Below are 20312 nucleotides of genomic sequence, written 5' to 3' on the forward strand. Positions count from 1 at the left end.
AACTGGTAGTTTAACCTTAACCTACTCGTAGTATGAGCTATGATGTACCCAGTATCTTCTTCCCGCGCGGCTGCAAACCATTCGGATCTGGCTCTAACGTAACGCCAAAGGAGTCGATTTGGAAATCCTTCACCTTTACAGGGATGCTGTATGTCAGCACACCAGTACCCTTCTCGTCTACACGGAGCGTACCGCAATTGTATCGCTTCCCGCTTCGGTTATACCAAACCTGATAGGCCCAATCCCCTTGCGTCTCCTTTAGGCCTTGCAAATTAATGACCACATTGTGGATATCGCCACTTTCCAGCACATAAGCTGTGCCAGAGGCTGTTGGCATTGTACTTTCAACGGATTTCAATTGGAACGTATGAACGATTTCCGCAGGTTGATTTAAAGAGGGATTGGCTGAAAAGTTTTTGGGTTGTTGATTGTTCCACCATACGCCTACAACGAGGCCTAAGATAATGGCTGCAGCCCCACCATAAACCCATTTGAACGAACGTTTTTTCTTCTTTTTCTGGATCGCCTTTAGTTCAGTCGGGATAATAGACTGCATAACCTGTTGCTTCAAATCCGAGGGGACTTCTACTTCCTCCATCTCAAAAGGAAGTGCCTGCCAGACCTCCTGCAGCTCGCTTAATTCTTCCCGACATGTGACACAAGTTCGCAGATGCCGTTCGAAAGCAGCGCGTTCCCACTCTGTGCAGTCGCCTGTCAAATAATTGACAAGATGACTGCATTCCACAGTCTCCTGTTCTTTCATTACGTCATCCCTCCCTCAGTGATGTCAGGTGCTTCCGAAGTATTTTCAACCCTTGGTGCAAACGGCTTTTTATCGTACCAAGCGGCTCATTCGTTTGAGTCGCAATTTCGCTTAGAGAATAGCCTTGCCAGTACATCATGTCGATCAATTGTATTTGACTATCCGACAAATGCACATATGCCTCTTGAATTTGCTCTCCTATCCATTTACGTGACATGACCGATTCTGGATCAGGATCGCTCGAAATAAGCGTATGTTCCCACTCTCTGGGCTCAAATTGGATCACTTGATCGAGTCTCCGCTTCTTGCGCAAGCAATCGATCGTGATATTACGGGTAACCGTGATCACCCAGTTGACGAATGCACCTTTGCTTGCGTCAAAGCCCTTTTCTGTGGTCCAAAGACGTGTGAAAACAAGCTGGACAATCTCTCTGGCCGCTTGCTCTTCCTTCATGGATTTCAGCGCAAATGAATACACTAGCTTCGCATAGCGATCGTAAAGCTCCTCTAAGGCAGGATGGTGCTTAGCCATCACCAGCTTCATGAGCTCACCATCTGTTCGATTTCGCATAATTCGGTACACCCCGAGTCGAAATGAAGTTTATTATCTTTCTACCTTATCGCCAGCTAGACTTCTTGGCAATAGCTTTATAGAAAAATAGCGCCCCAACGCCGCTGAATCTGCCAGCATGTTGGAGCGCAATAAACCTACAGGGTCGACTAGGAGTTATCTAGCTGTGGTTTGAGCCGGGTCGAGGACGAACCAGACTTTTCCTACATTTTGTCCGGTTGTATCACCGGGATTATGATCCTTGATCCAGTAGTAAAGCGGCCAGCCTTTGTACGTGCTTTGTTTCGTGCCATCGTTCCGAGTAAGGGTACCGAAATCGCTGCTAGTTAGATCCGAGGAAACCGTAAGGTTCGCATCATAGAAGATCGGCCAGTTAACCAAACATTGGCCTACGCAGGAGTTAGGATCCGCTTTATCTTTTGTGAACAAGTACAAAGCCATGCCGTTTGCATCCACTAAATACGTGCCAAGTGCGTCGGATTTACTTGTTTTTACAGATGTATTCGTCGCCTTGGTGCCACTGAATTTCGCAGGATCAATCACGTACCAGACTTTACCAACATCCTGCCCTAACGTGTCTCCCATTTTCTTATCATCTACCCAATAGTATAGAGGGAAACCTTTGTACGTTGTTTGCATTTTGCCATCTGCACGAATGAGCGTGCCGAAATCTGCTGAATTAACTCCTGTTGGAGGCGAGATATTCGGTGCGTAGAATAATGGCCATTTCTCCAAGCATTTGCCGGAGCAATTGCTGACGCCCTTCGTATCTTTATCATAGTAGTAAAGTGCCATGCCGTTTGCATCTGTCAAATAATTGCCTAGATCGGTTTTGGTGCCTAGCGCCACGCCGCCGTTCGAGGGTTTAATAACGAACCAGACCTTACCAACGTTGTCTCCTGTGGTATCTCCGGCTTTTTGATCCTTGACGAAGTAATATAAAGGCCAGCCCTTATAGGTCAGTTGTTCTTTGCCGTCAGCACGCACGAATACTTTGAAATCCGCTGCGCTAAACTCCGCAGGAACCGTGAAATTATTGCCGTTAAAGATCGGCCAGTTGGCCAAACATTGACCCACACATGAATTCACATCTGCTGCATCCTTAGTAAAATAATAAAGCGTCATGCCTTTGGAGTCCGTTAGATAACTACCCAACGTATCGCTTTGCTTCAAGCTGAGTTCTGCGTTCCCCAGCACTTCTAACTTTGTCGCACTGATTTTACCTTTATCCGTCAAATCGGCGGCTAACGTTTTCGTAGTTCCTTTGATTGGCACCTTCAGAGCTTCGATGGTTGCTGTAGCGATATGTAAGTTTTTGAATTGCTTCACGTTAGCAATCTTCGATAAGCCATTTTTCCCGGCAAAGGTAAATACGTTCGCATACTCGAAATCCGTTCCTTGTGTGTAGCCTAGCGATTCCAACAGAACCTTATAATATTGCTGAGCTGTAATTCCTGCGAGCGGTTCGAATTTATCGTCGCCGGTTCCCTGCCAGCCTAAATCAGGATGCGCTTTCAAATAACCTAGAATCGCTTGATTCTCTTTGGAAACGCCGCTGGCATCCTTAAAGCTAGTGGTTCCGGTGAAAGCTAACGCTTCAGCTTCCAATCCTTTTAATCTTAGGGACATCACCGCGGCTTGCAGCCTTGTAGTTGGCTTGTTTAAGTATTCAACTGTCAGCCCATTGCCCTCTCCTTGGAGGATACCAATATCCCCTGCTATATCCGTTTCGGATTTGACCTTCAGAGGCTCAGCCGCGACAGCCGATAAAGCCGTCACTCCCGCCATAAGACCTAGTAACACTAGGGAAGATATGAATACTCTTTTAAAATTACCCATGCTCGATTACTCCTCCTTAAATTTTCTATCTAAGGTAACGATGTGGAGCTGCAAGCGGTTTTATCAATTGTGAAAAAGGTAAAGAATTTTTTAAGCAACGATACGTATTGCGAAGGTTCGAAAATCTACTTCTCACCCTTCAAGCGCCCAACTCGCCTCGGTTCTCGCTACATTTAAGCGCGTTTTCGGAGCCTATTTCATTCACTCCTCAGCGAAAGCGCGTTTTCCGCGCTTTCGCGCCTGGGCCGCACTTCTTACTTCACTAGGCTTGTATTCCAAGTTTAGTGGATGCATGATATAACTGTCTGGTTTCGTTCTTCTACGCAAAAAACCACCCCACCGTCATAGGACGAATGGGATGGCTTTTCTATAAGGGACGAATTTGATGACTGGAATTGCATATCTTATTGGAAAAACTTCACGCGATTTTCAAGCGGTTGGAACTCTTTATCACCTGGAATAAAGGTTGGTTTACCGAATGGCATTTGGCCAAGCAGCTTCCACTCGCTTGGAAGGTTCCACGTTTGTGCAACTTCCTCGTTAATCAAAGGATTGTAGTGCTGCAGCGACGCGCCCAAACCTTCTTGCTCCAGTGCCGTCCATACGACAAATTGCAGCATGCCTGAGGATTGATTGGACCAGATCGGGAAATTGTCAGCGTAAGCAGCAAATTGCTTTTGCAGATTCTCTACTGTCGTCTCATCTTCAAAGAACAAAACAGTTCCATACCCGCTTTTGAAACTATCGATACGTTCCTCTGTTGGCGCGAAGCTGTCAGCAGGTACGATCTTTCTCAGTGTTTCCTTCGTAATGTTCCACAATTTATCGGATTGCTCACCGAATAATACAACAACTCTTGCGCTTTGTGAATTAAAAGAAGACGGTGTATGTTTCACAGCCTCGTTCACAATCTCTTGGATACGTTCATTCGAAACGACCATGTCTTTACTCAGTCCATAGTACGTACGTCTTTCTTTGACAGCAGCTAAAAATGAGTTACTCATATTTATCTCTCCTCTGGTTCTATCTTCTGATAGAATTAAGTTTTAATATACAAATAAGAACTAGCTTCCACTTCATATGTTACTTACTAAATATTATTAACTTTCATAAGTATCATTCGAATCCAGCTTTTTGTCAAGCCTAATTTCATCACATTTCAACAGGTCATCGAAGTTTGAGATCCCTCCCCACGGGGAATAATCGGATGTAAATCAAGAGATCAGGAGGGATGATTCACATGGCGGTCTCAACCAAAGGAACACTGCTCGTGGAAGGGCACGAGTTGACCATTACGAACCCGAACAAGCTTCTATGGCCTGAAATGGGCATTACCAAGGCCGATTATCTCGCTAAATTAACCGAGTTGTCTCCTTTCCTGCTGCGCTATTGCCGTAATCGTCACTTAACAACGATTCGTTTCCCTAACGGTTATAATGAAAAATCCTTTTATCAAAAAAATGCCCCCGATCCGGTACCTAGCTTCGTGAAGCTGGCGCCGCTGGATGGCATTAATTACATCAATCTAGACTCGTTACCCACCCTGATATGGTTGGGAAATTTGGCTTGTTTGGAGTTTCATCCTTCCTTTCACCGAATTGGCGAGACGCTGCCAGCAGAATGGGTGATCGATATCGATCCTTCGCTAGAGGAAGAACCTCGTATTATGGAGGCTGCCCACATCATTGGAGAAGTGTTGGATTCCCTGCATATTCAGTCGGTTCCCAAAACCTCAGGCGCTACTGGTGTTCAGATCTACATCCCTATTCAGCCTGGTTACACATTTGAAGAGCTTCGCCGTATCGGTCATTTTATTGGCGCCTTTGTCGTGAAGAAGTATCCTAATCTTTTTACCATCGAAAGGTTCAAGAAAAATCGCGGCGATAAAATCTATGTAGACTACCTGCAGCACTGGTATGGAAAAACATTATCCGCTCCTTATACACCACGCGCCAAAAAGGACGCCTCTGTCTCCACCCCCCTGTTATGGAAAGAGGTAGAGCTGCGTCCTAGTATCCGAGATTTCAACTTACATACGGTGATGAACCGTTTGAGAACGTATGGCGACCTCATTGAGAAGGTCCCTCCACAGAATTTGAACGCTATTTTAGACCGTCTAAAATAATGTAGTAGCCTTCACAGAACTCCCTCATTAGAATAAAGGGGATAATAATCGGGCAATGACTTCCTTCCCCTTTTCCATCTGGGACCTCATCTCAAATTGGGCTAATTTCAGCTCAACACTATCCTTCAAATCCATTAAAAAGTCAGCCTCTAAGCGCACAATTTCATCCTTATTAAACATCACGGCATTCAATTCAAAGTTGCTAAAAAAGCTGCGCATATCCACGTTCGCCGTACCTACTGTAGCCATCAAGTGGTCGACGATCATGACTTTTGCGTGCATGAAGCCTTTGCGATATAAATAGAACTGTACTCCCGCCTGCATCAGCTCAAGCAGATAGGATCGTGATGCGTACTGAACGATTTTGGAATCGGATTTGTAAGGGAGAATAATACGAACATCGACACCGCTGATTACCGCTGTTTTGAGTGCCATAGTGATACTGGGATCTGGAATAAAATATGGCGTTGTCATGTATATTCGCTTCTTAGCTGCCATAATACCTGCGAAGAACATCTCCTGAATAGCATCCCAGTAGGCATCTGGACCGCTTGAAATAACCTGGACCAACGAGGCTTGCGGTTCATTATGCTCAGGAAATAACGATTCATCAGACAATCGCTCCCCGCTAACGAACATCCAGTCAGTCATAAAGGTCATCTGCAAATAATACACCGAATCGCCGTGCAGCATGAGATGGGTATCCCGCCAGAAACCAAGCTTCGGATCTTTCCCTAAGTATTCATCGGCAATATTAATACCGCCAACGAACCCCACCAAACCATCAACGACAATAATTTTCCGATGATTGCGATAGTTCATCCGTTTATCGAAGAAGGCAATAAGCGGCCGCAAAAAAGGATGCACCTCCACCCCAGCTTGCTTAAATTTATTTATGTAAGCCGTAGAAAGCGTATAGCTGCCTACCCCGTCATAAATAACTCTGACCTTGACACCCTCCCTTGCCTTACGGATCAGAACTTCTTGAAATCTCACACCAGTTTCATCATGTCTTATGGTATAAAATTCAAAATGGATATGACTTTTCGCTTGTTCAATTGCCTTTAACATAGCCTCGTAAGTGACTTCCCCGTTGGTCAACACTTCAACTCGATTCTTTGGAGTAATGGGTGAGCCTGGAATGTTATGGAGCAGTCCACCAAGACGAGGCTCATTGAACAACTGATAACTCGCCGCGTTGTTCGCAATCGCAGCCGATTCTTTATACATCCATTGATGTTTAATTTCATCCATTTTACGACGACCTTTGCGCCGAACCATTTTCCTTTGGGTATATTCCTTAGCTAAGAAATAATACATGATAAATCCGATGATTGGAAAAATAAACAAAACGAGCAGCCAGGCTACCGTTTTAGCAGGTCGTTTATATTCGCCGATCAGAATCGTTGCTGTCTGAAAGATGAATAGCAGCAGTAGTATGATAACCCACAACAAAAGCTCCAGCTCCTCTGCCAATTTCCCCGCAATTTCTTGTCCTGATAGCTTTTGCCAAGGGCTTCCCATCTATACCTATCCTATCATCTGGACTCGACCGAATAAAATTTTCCAACTTTCGTAATAAAATCCTTTCATTCCGAGAAAAATAGGAAACGCATTCCTATAATCTTCATCCAGATTGCGGCAGGAGGGCCCCTCGCATGGTTAAAGCATCCAAACAATTGATGAAAAGTATCCTGCGTAAACGCCCATCGGACAGGCTGGGTGAGAATGATGAGCAATCCGGGCTTAGTGATTCGTTAGACTATCACTTCATCGAAGAGCTTAAGCAAACTAAAATATCACTTCTTCTACATGAAAATCATGAATTTATTAAAGCCATGTTTCAGGACTGCTCTGATGTTGTCGTCCGTGAATTCGAGATCGAGCCGCACATTCCCGCCATGCTTCTCTTCGTGGATGGACTCACCAACACCCAACTGCTCAACGAAACGATGAAATCGTTAATGCTCCTGGGTGGCGGCGAAACAGCGATTGACCGCATCGCAGGCACGATACTGCCCGTGTCCCAGACACAGATCTCCGATAATTACGGAGACCTGCTCGTTTCCGTTCTCGGCGGGGATGCCGCCCTTCTCGTCGAAGGCAACGCGAAAGCCGTCCTGCTCGGCATCCGCGGAACAGAGAAGCGCTCCGTCGGCGAGCCGGAGACGGAAACCGTCGTGCGCGGACCGAGAGAAGGGTTCGTGGAGAGCATTCGCACGAACACCTCTATGATCCGCCGCAAATTGAAGACGCCTAGACTCAAAATGAAATCCATGAGTGTAGGCAAAGAGAGCAATACCGCTCTTGTCGTCTGCTATCTCGACGACTTGGCAATGCCCTCCCTTGTCGAGGAAGTGATCAAGCGGATTGAGCAAATCAAGATTGATGCCATTTTGGAATCGGGCATGATTGAAGAGCTGATTCAAGATGATGCGTATTCGCCCTTTCCACAGATCCAATACACAGAACGGCCAGACGTTGTTGCCAGTGCTCTCCTGCAAGGACGAGTGGGCATCCTCGTTGATGGCACACCTTTTGCACTAATCGTCCCGTTCGTGTTCATACAGGTTATGCAAGCGAGTGAGGATTATTATGAACGATTCCAAATCGGTTCACTGTTGCGCTTGCTGCGCTACATCTTCTTGTTTCTGTCGCTCACGGCACCAGCTTTGTATGTTGCAATAACGACGTACCACCATGAACTACTGCCGACAACACTGATGTTAAGTGTTGCCGCCTCCCGCGAAGCTATTCCGTTCCCTGCCGTTGTTGAGGCGTTCATCATGGAAATTACATTCGAGGCCTTACGCGAAGCGGGTATTCGATTGCCCAAAGCAGTCGGTTCCGCTGTTTCCATTTTGGGTGCGCTCGTTGTTGGACAAGCCGCTGTTCAAGCCGGCATCGTATCCGCACCGATTGTCATCGTTGTATCCATTACCGGGATTGCATCGTTCACCATCCCACGCTTTAACGGCGCTATCGCCATTCGGATGCTGCGTTTTCCCTTTCTGATCATTGCCTCAGTTTTCGGTTTCTACGGAATCATCTTCTGCTTGATGATTTTGTTCGGACATATGGCGAATTTACGTTCCTTCGGAGTGCCTTATTTATCCCCATTAGGACCGTTATCCGCCGGAGACTTGCAGGATTCGCTGATTCGCTCTCCTTCGTGGGCGATGGAGAAACGTCCTGCATTTATGGCCATTCAAGACACACAGCACATGGATGACAAGCTGCCTCAGCAAATCAAGGAGGACGGAGGCGTAGACGGAAGCAGAATTCAGCATGAGCATAAAGCGAGTGAGGAGGGCAAATCAAATGACTCATCGTAGGCGTCTTTTTGTGTTTGGGATGATGATCACCCTCGTGCTGACATTCCTGACAGGCTGTTGGGATCGTACCGAAACCAACGATATCGCCTTTGTGCTCACCTCCTCTATTGATCTGGAGGACGACGGCAAGTATCGCGTTACCTATATGTTACCCCTCCCCGGTTCCATGGGCGGCGCCAGCGGGGGAGGAGGCGGTACGAGCGGAGGCAAAAGTTACTATATAGATTCAGAAGTCGGAACAACGATACGCGAAGCAACAAGCAGGCTGCAAATGCGAATGTCGCGCAGACTGTTTCTATCACATCGGCGAACGATCGTCCTAGGCGAAAAGCTTGCCAAGGCAGGAATCGGCATCATGTTTGACGATGCGGCGCGCACACCGGAGAGTCGGCTGACCTGCTTTCTCGTCGTGACGAAGGGCAAAGGCTACGACCTGCTGAATGCGGAGCCCAAGTTTGAACGTTTTCCCTCCGAAGTCATTCGCGAAATAACTAAATCGCGCCGCGCGATGGCGACATCCACGAAGGATATTGGCATTTCGCTTAGCTTTAACAGTGATCCTATTTTGAGTTACCTCGAAGCCAAGGAAACCCAAGGAGCTAAAAAGCCCTCTCAAGAAATTCAGCTAGTTGGCTATGGTCAGTTCAAAGGAGACAGAATGGTTGGTATTTACAAGAACCAGGAGGCGAATGGACTCATGTGGATGAGAAACCGTGTTAGAGAACATCTTCTCACCTTTCCGCTCGAATCAGGCAAAGATATCTCCATTCTCGTTAAGGAAGGACATACCGAAATCAAACCTATACTGCAAGGGGACAAGGTCATCTTTCAACTTACTCTAGAGGCAAAAGGGGTCATTGGTGAAGATTTATCCGAACAAGATCTCAACAAGCCGGCGGCCATCCACAAGGTGGAGCGTAAATTCGCAGAGCAAGTGAAGAAATGCGTCCAAGCCGCCATTAAGCAAATGCAAAAGGAAGGGACCGATTCCGCTCAACTGGGTTTACTCGTTTGGCGGAGTCATCCAAATGTGTGGAACAACGATTTAAAACCTCAATGGCGAGACGTGTTTAAAGAAGCTGAATTCCGCATCAAGGTTGAAGCCTCCATCACCGAAACCGGTCTTATCAATCAGAATGTGATCAAGGATGGGAAATAGCGATGAACAGCATATTTATACTGAGCTTTCTATTCATTATGATTGCCAGTCTTTTGATAGACCGCAAGACACTTAAGCATCAGAAAGGCAACGTAAAGGCGACTTATGGGTTAATTACCTTTGTCACACTTGTACTATTCATCAGCAAATATTTACACGTACCCATTCCGATGCCTTCGCGTTTCTTTATCCACACGGTTTCCCCTTGGTTTAGTCATTTAATGGGCATTTGATTGCAAGGTAGCCTATCAAAAAATCAATAATTTAGAAATCAGCCCTTGAAGCAATTGAAAAGGCGGTGGCTTTCATCGATAAAAAACAAGTAATCAACCAGAGACAGCTGGCGTGGCTGGCCTCATCCATCATCACAAGCGGAGGCATCTTTACGTTGCAAAATGTATTGATTCGAGTAAGTGAGATGGATGCGTGGTTTAGCTATATCCTATCTGTTTTCTATATATTTGTGATTGCAGCCTTTTTTGGATATTTAGTGAAGATGTTTCCAAAGCTGAATATTTTCGAAATATCCATATATCTGCTAGGGCGCTGGGGCGGTACTGTCGTCAATCTGTTGATTTTGTTCCACTTCTGGCAAATTCTCGTGCAGGATTTGTCTTCCGCATCGAAATATAATTCCACGTTGTTGCTGCACAACACACCCGTGGAAATCTTAGTTTTGGTGCCCTGTTTGTATCTGATTTTTTTTGGGAGAAGCAGCGTTGAAATCGTCGCTCGCGTCAACGATATGTTTTATCCTCTCTTCGTCATCGTAACTTTGTTGATGCCGCTCTTGCTTTCGAACGAATTCAATCTTCGGCTCGCTATGCCCGTTTTCACAATGCCGTTCCAACAATTGGCCTTCAGCAACCTGCTTACCATCGGAAGTGCGGGTGATATTTTCATTCTCGGCGCCTTTCTGCACACGATGTACAACGCAAATCAAATCCGTTCCGCTATCCGACACGGATCCTTGCTCGGTATTTGCCTGTTCACGCTGATCATTTTTTTGGTACTTACCGTTTTGGGACCGAAAATGCCTGCGAATTTCATATATCCCGCTTACAATTTGGTGCAAGTGATTCATGTGACGGATTTCCTCGATCGGCTTGATATCGTTCTCCTGACCATCTGGTTACCCGTTCTAGCTTGCAAAATGATTGCCATATATTTAGCGATTCTCTTAGGCATTAGCTCGATCATCAAGGAGCGCAACTATCCCGTCATTAACAAGCAGGTCGCCCTCTTGGTGGCATTGACGACCATTCTATCGTTCAAGAGTATCACGGAGCTGCTCGCCTTCGCGAATTTCAGCATGCCGCTCATCGTACTAGGATATCAGCCTTTCGTCATCGGTATCCTATTCGCTGCCGCGAAGATCAAGCAGCGGAAGCAATCTCATCCAATGGCTTCACCCAGCGACAGTGGGAATTCTAATAAAACTCCTCCCGAGCAGATGACCAAGACCAGTGTACGATTCTCCTACAAGCAATGGTTATGGCTGGGTAATATCCTGATCGTCTTCTCCACTGTCTGCATCGTCATCGGACTTGCCTTCGGCAAGTATAAGCCCATCATGGGCACGGCCTGCGCAATGTGTTTTGCTTGTTGTTTATTCCTTACGGTCCTGACAACTTATATGGAGGTGAACCTTTCGAAGCAATCAGAAGCCGGTAATTGATTTTGTGGAAAAAAATGCATAAAAAAAGCACCCGCATATAAACAGGTGCTTGTGAGGATTAAACGGGAACTGACTGGCTTAACCGACTTTTGGCCACTTTCAAGTAGCCATACATATTTAGATATTCGCTTTCATTCGCGAATCGCAATTTTAAAGACCCTGCGGCTTCTTGGATATAAGGTTTCAGGGCTGATGCGCCTCCGCCAATCACGTAAAAGCATTGAATATCGGGATATTTGCGCCAGCGCTTTTTGATCATCTCGATCATGCGCAAAGCCGCGCGGCGGAAATGCTGGTCCACGATCGGCCGAATATCGACCTGTCCTTCGCCAAGAAGTTGAATCGTAAACTCACGATTCTTCACTCGCTGAACCAGCTTCGCGCGGCTTGGGAATACGTAGCCGTAAGCATCTTCGACATCGCGAATGACGGCATCCAGGTAGGTAGCGATGCCAATTTGCTCGCCATGGCTGAAGTGATTATCAATGGCCATCCGTTTGATAACAGGGAAATCCGTTGTCAGCGCGCCGATTTCGCAAACGCCGATGCAGCCGTTGTAAATCTCTTCGTCCTTGACTTGCAAGCTATCGTGCGTAGCCAAATGGAACATAGCTGCCGCCCCTTCAATGGAAACTGCAACCTTGCGAACCGATACTTTAATCTTACGGTTTTGGAATTGTGGAGTGGATAGAAACGTCACTTCATGCTCACCAAGAAGTCTTTGCTCGAATTGCTGATTGAACTTCGCAAACGCACGGACAGGCAAGCCGGTTCCGAGCGTATATTCGACTTCGTCTACATTTCCGTACCCAGCATTAAAGGCTTGGTTAGTGAGACCTTGATAAGCTAGGGCAGTAAGCGCAACAATAAGGGATTGATCCGATATCGCTTTATTATCCGTGTCTTCAAGCTCCAGGTTATCTTCATGTTCCAAAGCAAGTTGTCCAACGAAATAGCGTTGATTTCTTTGTGAAAGGGATGGGCTGTAAATCATCACATCCAGTGCTTTCAATGGTGAGTCCTCTTCCTGCAAAATATGTCTTTCGTATCCCGGCGCAATGATATTCGGGATCACTAACGGTTCTCTAGAACCATCCAGCACCAGTTTAATACTATCGTTCCCTATATCGATACCTGCAAGCTTTATCATTAGTGGCTACACTCCATATCTACAACTTCCTGTATTTGTTAAGTACATTCGATTATATCCGACAAGATTCCTTCCTACTTTCGACTCATTTTATATAGGACTAGTAGGTATTAGGAAGGTTTTTATCAGAATATGACGAATGAAGTACAGGAATATGAACTTTACCAAATTCAACCACGACAGGAGACAATTAAGCCTTTATGAAGCTCAACTGGAAACCCAAAAAACTGACGCTAGTCATCATTCCAGATGCCAATCAATCGGTCGTCAGGTTTCGTATTCCCCATTTATTCGCCTATATCGCTGCAGCATGCTTCTCCGTGCTACTGCTAATTTCTATAATCACATATCTGATGCATGCAAGCACCTTGAAAAAAGCTAGCGCTTTGCAATCTAAGCTAACTGGAGCTAACCAGCAATGGAGCGCTGCATTAAATTCCAAAGACAAGGCCATCGAACAGTTACAGAATGAAGTTATTCAACTGTCTCAACAAGCCGAACAAATGAAAACGCAAGTCGAAGAGATGAAGAAATTCGAAAGTGATCTCAAATCGATTGCCGGAATCGCTGCAAACACAGCCGGCACAGCAGTTGCCAGCACTTCATCCAGCACACAGGATAAACCTGCGGATGCAGATGGAAAACTCCCTACCCTTGACAGCGGTATTGGCGGAAGCCCTAATCCAGCTTCTCAGGAAGACATTATAAAGCTTGGTGAGCAGACGTTAGCTTCCTTCACAGCACTTAACAGCGAAGTGAAAGAGCTGCAAACCAACTTAACCGCAACGAAGCAAAAGGTTGCCGATAAGCAGCAATTGCTTCGCATTACCCCGACCCTGTGGCCGACTACCACCAAGGTCGTCACATCGACGTTTGGTTACCGCACAGACCCTTTTACGCATCGTCCAAGCTTTCATTCCGGCATTGATTTCGGTGCCCGTGAGAATGATCCTGTCTATGCAACCGCAGACGGCAAAGTCGTCAGTACGGGGAGTGATATGTTCCACGGCAACAATGTCGTCATCGAGCATTCAAAGGGATTGCGCACTTGGTACATGCATTTAAATAAAATTTTAGTGAATAAGGGAGATTCCGTGGAAAAAGGTAGTTCTATAGGCCTAGTCGGCTCCACGGGACGCAGTACTGGACCTCATCTGCACTATGAAGTACTCAAAAATGGAGAAAGCATCGATCCTAAACCTTATCTCAAAGCGACTCGAAAGGATGAATAACCACCATGTTTAAGAAAAAGAAAGACTTCATGAATCCAAATACAACAGATACTTTGATTGGAGAAGGTACAACCTTTGAAGGCCGTATTAAATCAGAAGCTAGCATTCGCATTGAAGGCGGCATTACAGGTGATATCGAATGCGCAGGGGATGTTATTATTGGGGAAAATGGCGTTGTAAAATCCAATATTTCTGCAAGAGACGTTGTACTGGCAGGAAGTGTCCAGGGTAACATTATCACCAAGGGCAAGCTGACAATTACTTCTACAGGTTCCCTTCAAGGCAATATCAGCGCGGCTTCCTTTATCATTGAAGAAGGCGGACTATTCCAAGGAAACAGTAAAATGGACTCGAAAGCTTCAACAACTGCCCCTATCCAAAACGGTGATCAAGAGAATGGAAATAAACCTGCCTCATCCGCAAATGGGGCATTTAAAGGGAATACGGTAGCTATGTAGGGGTCTCGCCTAGGCTTGGGGCTAGGCGCATGATATAATAGTTGGAAATTCATTTCTAACTGATGCAGGAGACAAGGCCTATGAGAGAACAAACGATACTTTTTGATCTTGACGATACGTTGGTGCATTGTAATAAATATTTTGATTTCGTGATTGACCAGTTTATCGATCTTATGCTCACATGGTATTCTGGGCACGGACTTAGCGCACAGGACATCAAGCAGAAGCAGCTCCAAATCGATCTCGCTGGCATCCACATTCATGGCTTTATGCCGGATCGTTTTCCCAAATCATTTGTTGAGACATACCAATGGTTCGCCTCACAGTATAACCGTCCAACGAATGTAAAAGAAGAAGCATGGTTAATGCAATTAGGCCATACTGTCTATGAATACACGGCAGAGCCTTATCCGCAAATGAACGAAACACTCGATCATCTCCAGCAAGCCGGACACCGATTGTTCCTATATACAGGTGGCGATGCAACTATCCAAATGAAAAAAGTGAAGGATTTGAGCTTAGACACCTACTTTGATGATCGCATCTTTGTTACTGTGCATAAGACGAGAGAATACATGGAAACGATCATGAATGAACAACGTTTTGATCGCAACCACACATGGATGATCGGCAACTCGATCAAGACGGATGTACTGCCTGCGCTGCATGCCGGTATTCACTCGATTCACATTCCTGTACAGCAGGACTGGGAGTACAACAAAGGAACCATCGACATCACTCCTAAAGGGGCGTTCTATCAGTTGAACTCCTTGCAGGAAGTTCCTGATACCATCCACGCGTATATTCAAAAATGAGAAAAGGACGATTCCAAAGGTTACCTAACCTAGGAGTCGTCCTTTTTTGTATCCGTTATCCGTTACTCTCTAGACCGCCCTAGAATCAAGCAGCTACATCGCGTCTGCGGAATATTTCCCATGAAAGTACATTAAACAATAAGAAGTAGAAGAGGAGCACGGTGATAGAGAAACCAAGCGTCATCCCTTCTGCCAGCGGCTGCCCCTCAAGGTAGGGAGTGAGATCCGTATTGGCGAACAAGAAATACTTTCCCCAGCTGTATCTCATCAGTAATAGCGTAATAACTTGCCCCGCGAACATGATGAAAATGCTGAGACCAATGGCTAGTGAAGAACTCCGAAATACGGTCGAGATCATAAAGGCCATCGTCACGATCATGACGAGTTCGATCAGCTTCAGTCCATAAGTGGCAAACACAAATACCAGCATACTGCCTTCCTTAACTTGTCCCGCTGCATTTACAGTCAGGTGTGGCAGGTTTAGATTTTGAAATCCGTAGAGGAACCCGTTCACAATCAGAGAAGTAATAAACATCACAATCAGTAGCGTAGCTGCAAACAGCAGCGTTGTTAGATACTTAGACAGGAGAATCTTCGCTCGGCTGGCAGGACGAATGAGCAGCAGCTTAATCGTCCCCCATGTAAACTCACCAGCGACCATATCTCCGGCAATAATCACGGTAAATAACGTAACCATGATGATTAATCCTGCTGCGCTAAGAGTGCCACCCCACAACGTGTTATCTGTCGGAGGGTAATTATGATCCAACATGTACTGCTGAAGCGCTATGTCCTCCCTCATCTGCTGTTGAAATTTGGCCGGTACATCCGGATTTTCCAGCTCTTTCTGATTGTGCTCAATCGATTCCGCCGCTCTTATTTTCCAGTCTTCATTTGCTTTATAACCCGAATGTGAGAATAGTGCTGCTAATACGACAATGGCAATCAATAATCCACCTAGAATCCAAGTTCGCAGCCTACGATAAATTTTCATCTGTTCATTTCGAATGAGATTAAGCAATCGGATCACTTCCCGTCATCTCTAAAAATTGATCTTCCAGCGATTTGGTTGTCGCTCGGATGCCATAGACCGCAATCCCTGCCTCTACAAATCTTTTGTTCCACGTTGCGGTTTCTTGCTTATCGAGATTCATAATAATGTCATTCCCAACTACTTCCACTGCTGCTCCGTGTTCAGCTGCTAATGTCAAAGCTTGATTCATCGACGCCACCTCAAAAACCACCTGCTGCTTGCCATCCGCCTGAACAAATTCTTTAATCAGTCTGACATCCACCAGCTTCCCGTTCTGAATAATGGCGACTCGGTCGCACATCAACTCCATCTCCGATAGTAAGTGACTGGACACGATGACAGAGATTCCATCCTCGCGGGTAAGCTTCCGCAAATGATCACGCAGCTCCCGAATACCTGCTGGATCCAGCCCATTGGTAGGCTCGTCCAGGATGAGTACTGACGGCTTATGCAGCAAGGCTTGAGCAATTCCAAGCCTTTGGCGCATGCCGAGGGAGTATGTTTTGACCTTGTCATGGATTCTATTTTCCATACCAACAAGATCAATGACCTCTTGAATTCGGTCTTCCTCAATGCCCGGGAACATTCTCGCATAATGGACCAAATTCTGATAACCGCTTAGAAACTTGTACATTTCCGGATTTTCTACAATAGCGCCAACATGACGAATCGCTTGCTCAAAATGGGTACGAATCGAATACCCGCCAATCCGTATATCCCCTTCCGTGATCGACATAAGTCCGACCATCATCCGAATGGTTGTCGTTTTTCCCGCTCCGTTCGGACCGAGAAACCCAAACACCTCGCCCCGCGGCACCTCAAAGCTTAATTTATCAATAATCGTCTTAGAACCGATGCGTTTCGTAATTTGATCGATTTTTACAATCGGCGTTATGGCCTCTTTTGTTGCCGTCATCCTTAGCACTCCCCCTAACTTTAACCAATATAACCCAATGCTACCCTACTTGAACCGCTTTGCCTAGTAAACTTCCTTAGAATAGTCATAGTGAAAGGTCACAATTCATCACCATACCATATGACTGCGCTCACTATGGCTTTTTCCTAATTTTATGTACAATGATCATATAAGATCTTGTGTAAAGGAGTCCTTTTATGATTCAAAGAAGACCTTGGCACGGTGTGGAGTGGTCCCTATTTATCGTCTTGACCGGTTCTTCTCTGCTTGGCCTACTTTATGCGCTGCTGCATATGCATGAGCATGAACTAACGACTACCATCCAAACGATATTGGCCATCCTCCTGTCCTATGGTGTTCCATTTCTATTCTGGAGACCGAACTACATCAACTCAACTTTCTATCCGATTGCCGTGCTGCTGACAGGTATTCCTCTACAAATCTATCTTTCATGGATGCAGCAGGATGCGTACCTTTCTATTAATTGCCCATTAATGGTCATTGGATTCCTCACCGACCGAAAAAATGCTTGGTGGACCGCTCCCATATTTATGGTCGCAGTGCCTGTTGAGTATTTTTTCATCCTACATAGCGGGATGGGGGTTGGTCAATTATTTAGCATTATCTTAAATGCTGTGCTATTCTTTGCCATTGGCCTTAGCTTACAACGGGTTGTGACTTCGAATGAGAAGACCGAAAAGCTTTTAGCCGAGAACCAACGTCAGTACCATTTAATCCATGAGCAAAATAACGCATTAGAGCAGTACGCCAACCAAATCGAACAGCTTACACTGCTCGAGGAACGCAACCGGATGGCTCGTGAATTACACGATACAGTAGGTCATACGTTTACTTCCGTCATCATGGGGATGGACGCTGTGTCCTACCTGATCGAAACAGCGCCAGACAAAGCCAAAGAAAAGCTGGACGTCCTGCGTAGTGTAACCCGCAATGGGCTCGAAGAAGTACGCCGCAGCATTCATCAGATGGTACCCGAGGGCGATATGCTGCTCTCCCAACAATTGACGAGATTGGCTAACGAATTTGCCCTTCATACCGGGACCCAAATACGGTTCACGACTGTCGGTGAGGAATTCGAAATTCCGAAACAAACCAAACTTTCGCTCATTCGCTGTCTGCAAGAATCACTGACCAATGCCAAACGGCATGGCCGCGCTTCCACCGTAGAAGTTACCCTAACTTACTCCGACAGTTTAGTCGACATTCGCATTGAGGACGATGGCATAGGAACGGAGCAGCTGAAAGTTGGCTTTGGCATCAACGCCATGCAGGAACGCATATTTGCTCTGCAGGGTACACTGCAGGTAAGCTCCACATTAGGTCAGGGTACTATCGTCCATTGTTCCATTCCTGCCAAACGCTCGCCGTCATTCTAAATCCTTTCCCGTTGGAAGCACCGGGTGGTACAATGTGGATACAAACTTAAGCAGCGCTAATGATGCCAGTTTTTCTGGCGAAAAACTCAAGTAGCGCTTTCGAAGCCAGTTTTTCTGGCGAAAAACTCTGAGGAGGACCAAACATGAACACAACCCCGCTTAAACTTCTCCTGGTCGATGATCAGGATTTAATAAGAGAGAGCCTACACATCGTACTTGATATGGATCCGGACATTCATGTTGTCGGTTTGGCTGAGAACGGTCATATAGCTTTAAAGCAGTGCGAAGAACAGCAGCCTGACGTGGTTCTCATGGACATTCATATGCCTGTCATGGACGGCGTCGAAGCCACCCGCCAAATCAAGGCCGCATGGCCTCAGATTCGCGTCATCATCCTGACTACCTTCCAGGAAATCAGCTATGTCGTTGATGCTCTAGGAGCGGGTGCCGAAGGCTATCTGCTCAAAGCCATTCATCCGAAGGATCTGGCGGCCGGCATCAAATGGGTGCATCAAGGCGGCACACTCATCCCGCAAGATATCGCCAGAATGCTCGTCCAGGAGGCGAGAGGCGCTGCAGACCATACATCGCAGGGTGCCGGAGTCAAAGCTGTAGAAGAGCAGGTTCGGGCCGATGCTTATGGACTCAGCGAGCGCGAAGTGCAAGTACTGCACTGTATCGCCGATGGCCTCAATAACAGGGAAATTGCCGAAAAGCTGTTCTTGTCCGAAGGCACCGTGAAAAACTATATTTCCAGCATATACTCGAAAATGGACGTCCGAGACCGCGTGCAAGCATCCAAGAAGGCGCATGAGGAAGGGATGCTATAGATTTTCAGCTGCACTAAAACAAGGAAAGACCGCTCTTCGACTAGGAAGATGCGGTCTTTTGTCTTTTTCAACTATCCGAAAAGCTTCTCCAGTAACGACTTCTTTCGTTTCCGAATCTTTCTGTAGCTTTTCACCCTGGAATAGGTCGGCTCCTCATCAACCGGTTCAGGCCGTTCAGTTGAATAGAGCGTCAGCTGTTGGGATTCCTTATGCAAAGCTTCGGCATCCATGTCCGTCGGCTGCTGCAGTACGACGATCCCGTTTGCCAACTGCTCATGAAGCTTATGTTCAATCTGATATTTAAACTGCCGAAGCAATTGTTCTTGCTGTTTGTTTTGGAGTTCAAAATGCGCATGAAGCTGCGTTTGAAGATCCGCCACTTGCTGGGAGAGGAGCACAACGGCTTTTTGCAGTGAATGAAGATGCTGTGTACCGATGGGTTCGTCCATTTCAAACTCCTGAAAGTCCTCTCCATTCTCAGCTAGCAGTGCATGCAGTTCCGCAGCCGTTATAAGATCATCTTTCTTCATGTGCTCCCCTCCAATCCGATCATACTAGGCTCCCGCAGCATCGCGCGCTTACCTGCTCCCTCTATTGTACATGATGTGTATGAATTGTTCACCTTTTGATTCTGTGGGTTAGGAGTAAATCAAACATACAAATAGAATCCCATCTTAAAAAGAAACAGCGAAGCCTTCGGTTGAGTGGACAAGAAAAACATCGTTAGAGACAAGATTACACTTCCCTCTCGCATCTGTAACGATGAAAAATACACTAAGCATGCATCAAACCTAACATCGTAGAATAGTTTAATTGGATCAAAGGTTATCCACAAAAAATAACATATTATTACATCTGGACTTTATCCATTTGAGCAAAAACAGCAACACCTATTAAGTTGACGTGTTTCTCCAAAAAAAATTGGATATTTGGCTGTTTGTTATTGCCTTAGTTCAGAATGATCCGCTGCGGTTCCATCATCACTTGCCGACTACCTGTTTTCTGTCTACC

The 20312-nt window shown here is 46.0% G+C and carries 19 protein-coding genes; 10 read left to right on the plus strand and 9 right to left on the minus strand.

Annotation, left to right across the window (positions count from 1 at the left end; genetic code table 11):
* Positions 1 to 37: 37 nt before the first annotated feature.
* From ASG85_RS05805 to ASG85_RS05820, 4 genes are all read right to left on the minus strand, one after another.
* Positions 38 to 763 (minus strand): anti-sigma factor, encoded by a 726-nt coding sequence (locus ASG85_RS05805; protein WP_060645625.1) that lies wholly within the window; start codon positions 761 to 763, stop codon positions 38 to 40.
* A 4-nt stretch (positions 764 to 767) separates the two neighbouring features.
* Positions 768 to 1334 carry a sigma-70 family RNA polymerase sigma factor gene (locus tag ASG85_RS05810; protein ID WP_057304934.1) on the minus strand — a complete coding sequence of 189 codons (567 nt, stop codon included), beginning with the start codon at positions 1332 to 1334 and terminating at the stop codon, positions 768 to 770.
* A gap of 156 nt (positions 1335 to 1490) precedes the next feature.
* Positions 1491 to 3173 carry a hypothetical protein gene (locus ASG85_RS05815; protein WP_060645626.1) on the minus strand — a complete coding sequence of 561 codons (1683 nt, stop codon included), beginning with the start codon at positions 3171 to 3173 and terminating at the stop codon, positions 1491 to 1493.
* A 404-nt stretch (positions 3174 to 3577) separates the two neighbouring features.
* Positions 3578 to 4177 (minus strand): nitroreductase family protein, encoded by a 600-nt coding sequence (locus tag ASG85_RS05820; RefSeq protein WP_060645627.1) that lies wholly within the window; start codon positions 4175 to 4177, stop codon positions 3578 to 3580.
* Positions 4178 to 4413: 236 nt separating this feature from the next.
* Between ASG85_RS05820 and ligD the strand changes: the two genes are divergently transcribed.
* Positions 4414 to 5298 carry a non-homologous end-joining DNA ligase gene (ligD, locus tag ASG85_RS05825; protein ID WP_057304931.1) on the plus strand — a complete coding sequence of 295 codons (885 nt, stop codon included), beginning with the start codon at positions 4414 to 4416 and terminating at the stop codon, positions 5296 to 5298.
* 27 nt (positions 5299 to 5325) lie between these two features.
* On the opposite strand, the gene cls is transcribed toward ligD, so the two are convergent.
* Positions 5326 to 6753 carry a cardiolipin synthase gene (gene cls, locus ASG85_RS05830; RefSeq protein ID WP_057305114.1) on the minus strand — a complete coding sequence of 476 codons (1428 nt, stop codon included), beginning with the start codon at positions 6751 to 6753 and terminating at the stop codon, positions 5326 to 5328.
* 203 nt (positions 6754 to 6956) lie between these two features.
* Here cls and ASG85_RS05835 point away from each other — a divergent pair, with 203 nt between their 5' ends.
* The 4 genes from ASG85_RS05835 (at position 6957) to ASG85_RS05850 (ending at position 11470) form a co-directional block, all read left to right on the plus strand.
* Positions 6957 to 8633: a spore germination protein gene (locus tag ASG85_RS05835; protein ID WP_235549318.1), complete on the plus strand. Its 1677-nt coding sequence runs from the start codon at positions 6957 to 6959 to the stop codon at positions 8631 to 8633.
* On the plus strand, positions 8620 to 9792 hold the full coding sequence (locus ASG85_RS05840; RefSeq protein WP_162257237.1) for a Ger(x)C family spore germination protein: 1173 nt from the start codon (positions 8620 to 8622) through the stop codon (positions 9790 to 9792). Before ASG85_RS05835 ends, ASG85_RS05840 begins: the two co-directional genes overlap by 14 nt.
* A 2-nt stretch (positions 9793 to 9794) precedes the next feature.
* The gene (locus tag ASG85_RS05845; RefSeq protein ID WP_060645628.1) at positions 9795 to 10025 is read left to right on the plus strand and encodes a hypothetical protein; all 231 of its coding nucleotides are present in this window, start codon (positions 9795 to 9797) and stop codon (positions 10023 to 10025) included.
* A gap of 65 nt (positions 10026 to 10090) precedes the next feature.
* On the plus strand, positions 10091 to 11470 hold the full coding sequence (locus tag ASG85_RS05850) for a GerAB/ArcD/ProY family transporter (protein ID WP_060645629.1): 1380 nt from the start codon (positions 10091 to 10093) through the stop codon (positions 11468 to 11470).
* A 58-nt stretch (positions 11471 to 11528) separates the two neighbouring features.
* Here the strand turns inward: ASG85_RS05850 and ASG85_RS05855 are convergent, their stop codons facing one another.
* On the minus strand, positions 11529 to 12620 hold the full coding sequence (locus ASG85_RS05855) for a ParM/StbA family protein (RefSeq protein ID WP_047687212.1): 1092 nt from the start codon (positions 12618 to 12620) through the stop codon (positions 11529 to 11531).
* Between the two features lie 200 nt (positions 12621 to 12820).
* Between ASG85_RS05855 and ASG85_RS05860 the strand changes: the two genes are divergently transcribed.
* The 3 genes from ASG85_RS05860 (at position 12821) to ASG85_RS05870 (ending at position 15125) form a co-directional block, all read left to right on the plus strand.
* Positions 12821 to 13852, plus strand: a complete 1032-nt coding sequence (locus ASG85_RS05860; protein ID WP_060645630.1) for a M23 family metallopeptidase — start codon at positions 12821 to 12823, stop codon at positions 13850 to 13852.
* A 5-nt stretch (positions 13853 to 13857) separates the two neighbouring features.
* Complete coding sequence (locus ASG85_RS05865; protein ID WP_063860170.1) at positions 13858 to 14310, plus strand: bactofilin family protein; 453 nt, start codon at positions 13858 to 13860, stop codon at positions 14308 to 14310.
* An 80-nt stretch (positions 14311 to 14390) separates the two neighbouring features.
* A complete protein-coding gene (locus tag ASG85_RS05870; protein WP_057304927.1) occupies positions 14391 to 15125 on the plus strand; it encodes an HAD family hydrolase in 735 nt (244 codons plus the stop codon).
* An 85-nt stretch (positions 15126 to 15210) separates the two neighbouring features.
* Here the strand turns inward: ASG85_RS05870 and ASG85_RS05875 are convergent, their stop codons facing one another.
* Both ASG85_RS05875 and ASG85_RS05880 read right to left on the minus strand, forming a co-directional pair.
* Positions 15211 to 16155: an ABC transporter permease gene (locus ASG85_RS05875; protein WP_200957440.1), complete on the minus strand. Its 945-nt coding sequence runs from the start codon at positions 16153 to 16155 to the stop codon at positions 15211 to 15213.
* Positions 16139 to 17074, minus strand: a complete 936-nt coding sequence (locus ASG85_RS05880; RefSeq protein WP_060645631.1) for an ABC transporter ATP-binding protein — start codon at positions 17072 to 17074, stop codon at positions 16139 to 16141. The genes ASG85_RS05875 and ASG85_RS05880 overlap by 17 nt, the downstream gene beginning before the upstream one ends.
* Before the next feature lie 197 nt (positions 17075 to 17271).
* Between ASG85_RS05880 and ASG85_RS05885 the strand changes: the two genes are divergently transcribed.
* Together ASG85_RS05885 and ASG85_RS05890 are read left to right on the plus strand one after the other, a co-directional pair.
* Entirely contained in the window at positions 17272 to 18471 is a 1200-nt protein-coding gene (locus tag ASG85_RS05885) for a sensor histidine kinase (RefSeq protein ID WP_060645632.1), read from the plus strand.
* Between the two features lie 143 nt (positions 18472 to 18614).
* The gene (locus ASG85_RS05890; protein WP_060645633.1) at positions 18615 to 19301 is read left to right on the plus strand and encodes a response regulator; all 687 of its coding nucleotides are present in this window, start codon (positions 18615 to 18617) and stop codon (positions 19299 to 19301) included.
* Positions 19302 to 19372: 71 nt separating this feature from the next.
* Here the strand turns inward: ASG85_RS05890 and ASG85_RS05895 are convergent, their stop codons facing one another.
* Positions 19373 to 19831 (minus strand): hypothetical protein, encoded by a 459-nt coding sequence (locus ASG85_RS05895; protein WP_057304922.1) that lies wholly within the window; start codon positions 19829 to 19831, stop codon positions 19373 to 19375.
* Between the last annotated feature and the right edge of the window lie 481 nt (positions 19832 to 20312).

It is taken from the genome of Paenibacillus sp. Soil724D2 (assembly GCF_001427935.1).
GTDB lineage: Bacteria > Bacillota > Bacilli > Paenibacillales > NBRC-103111 > Paenibacillus_E.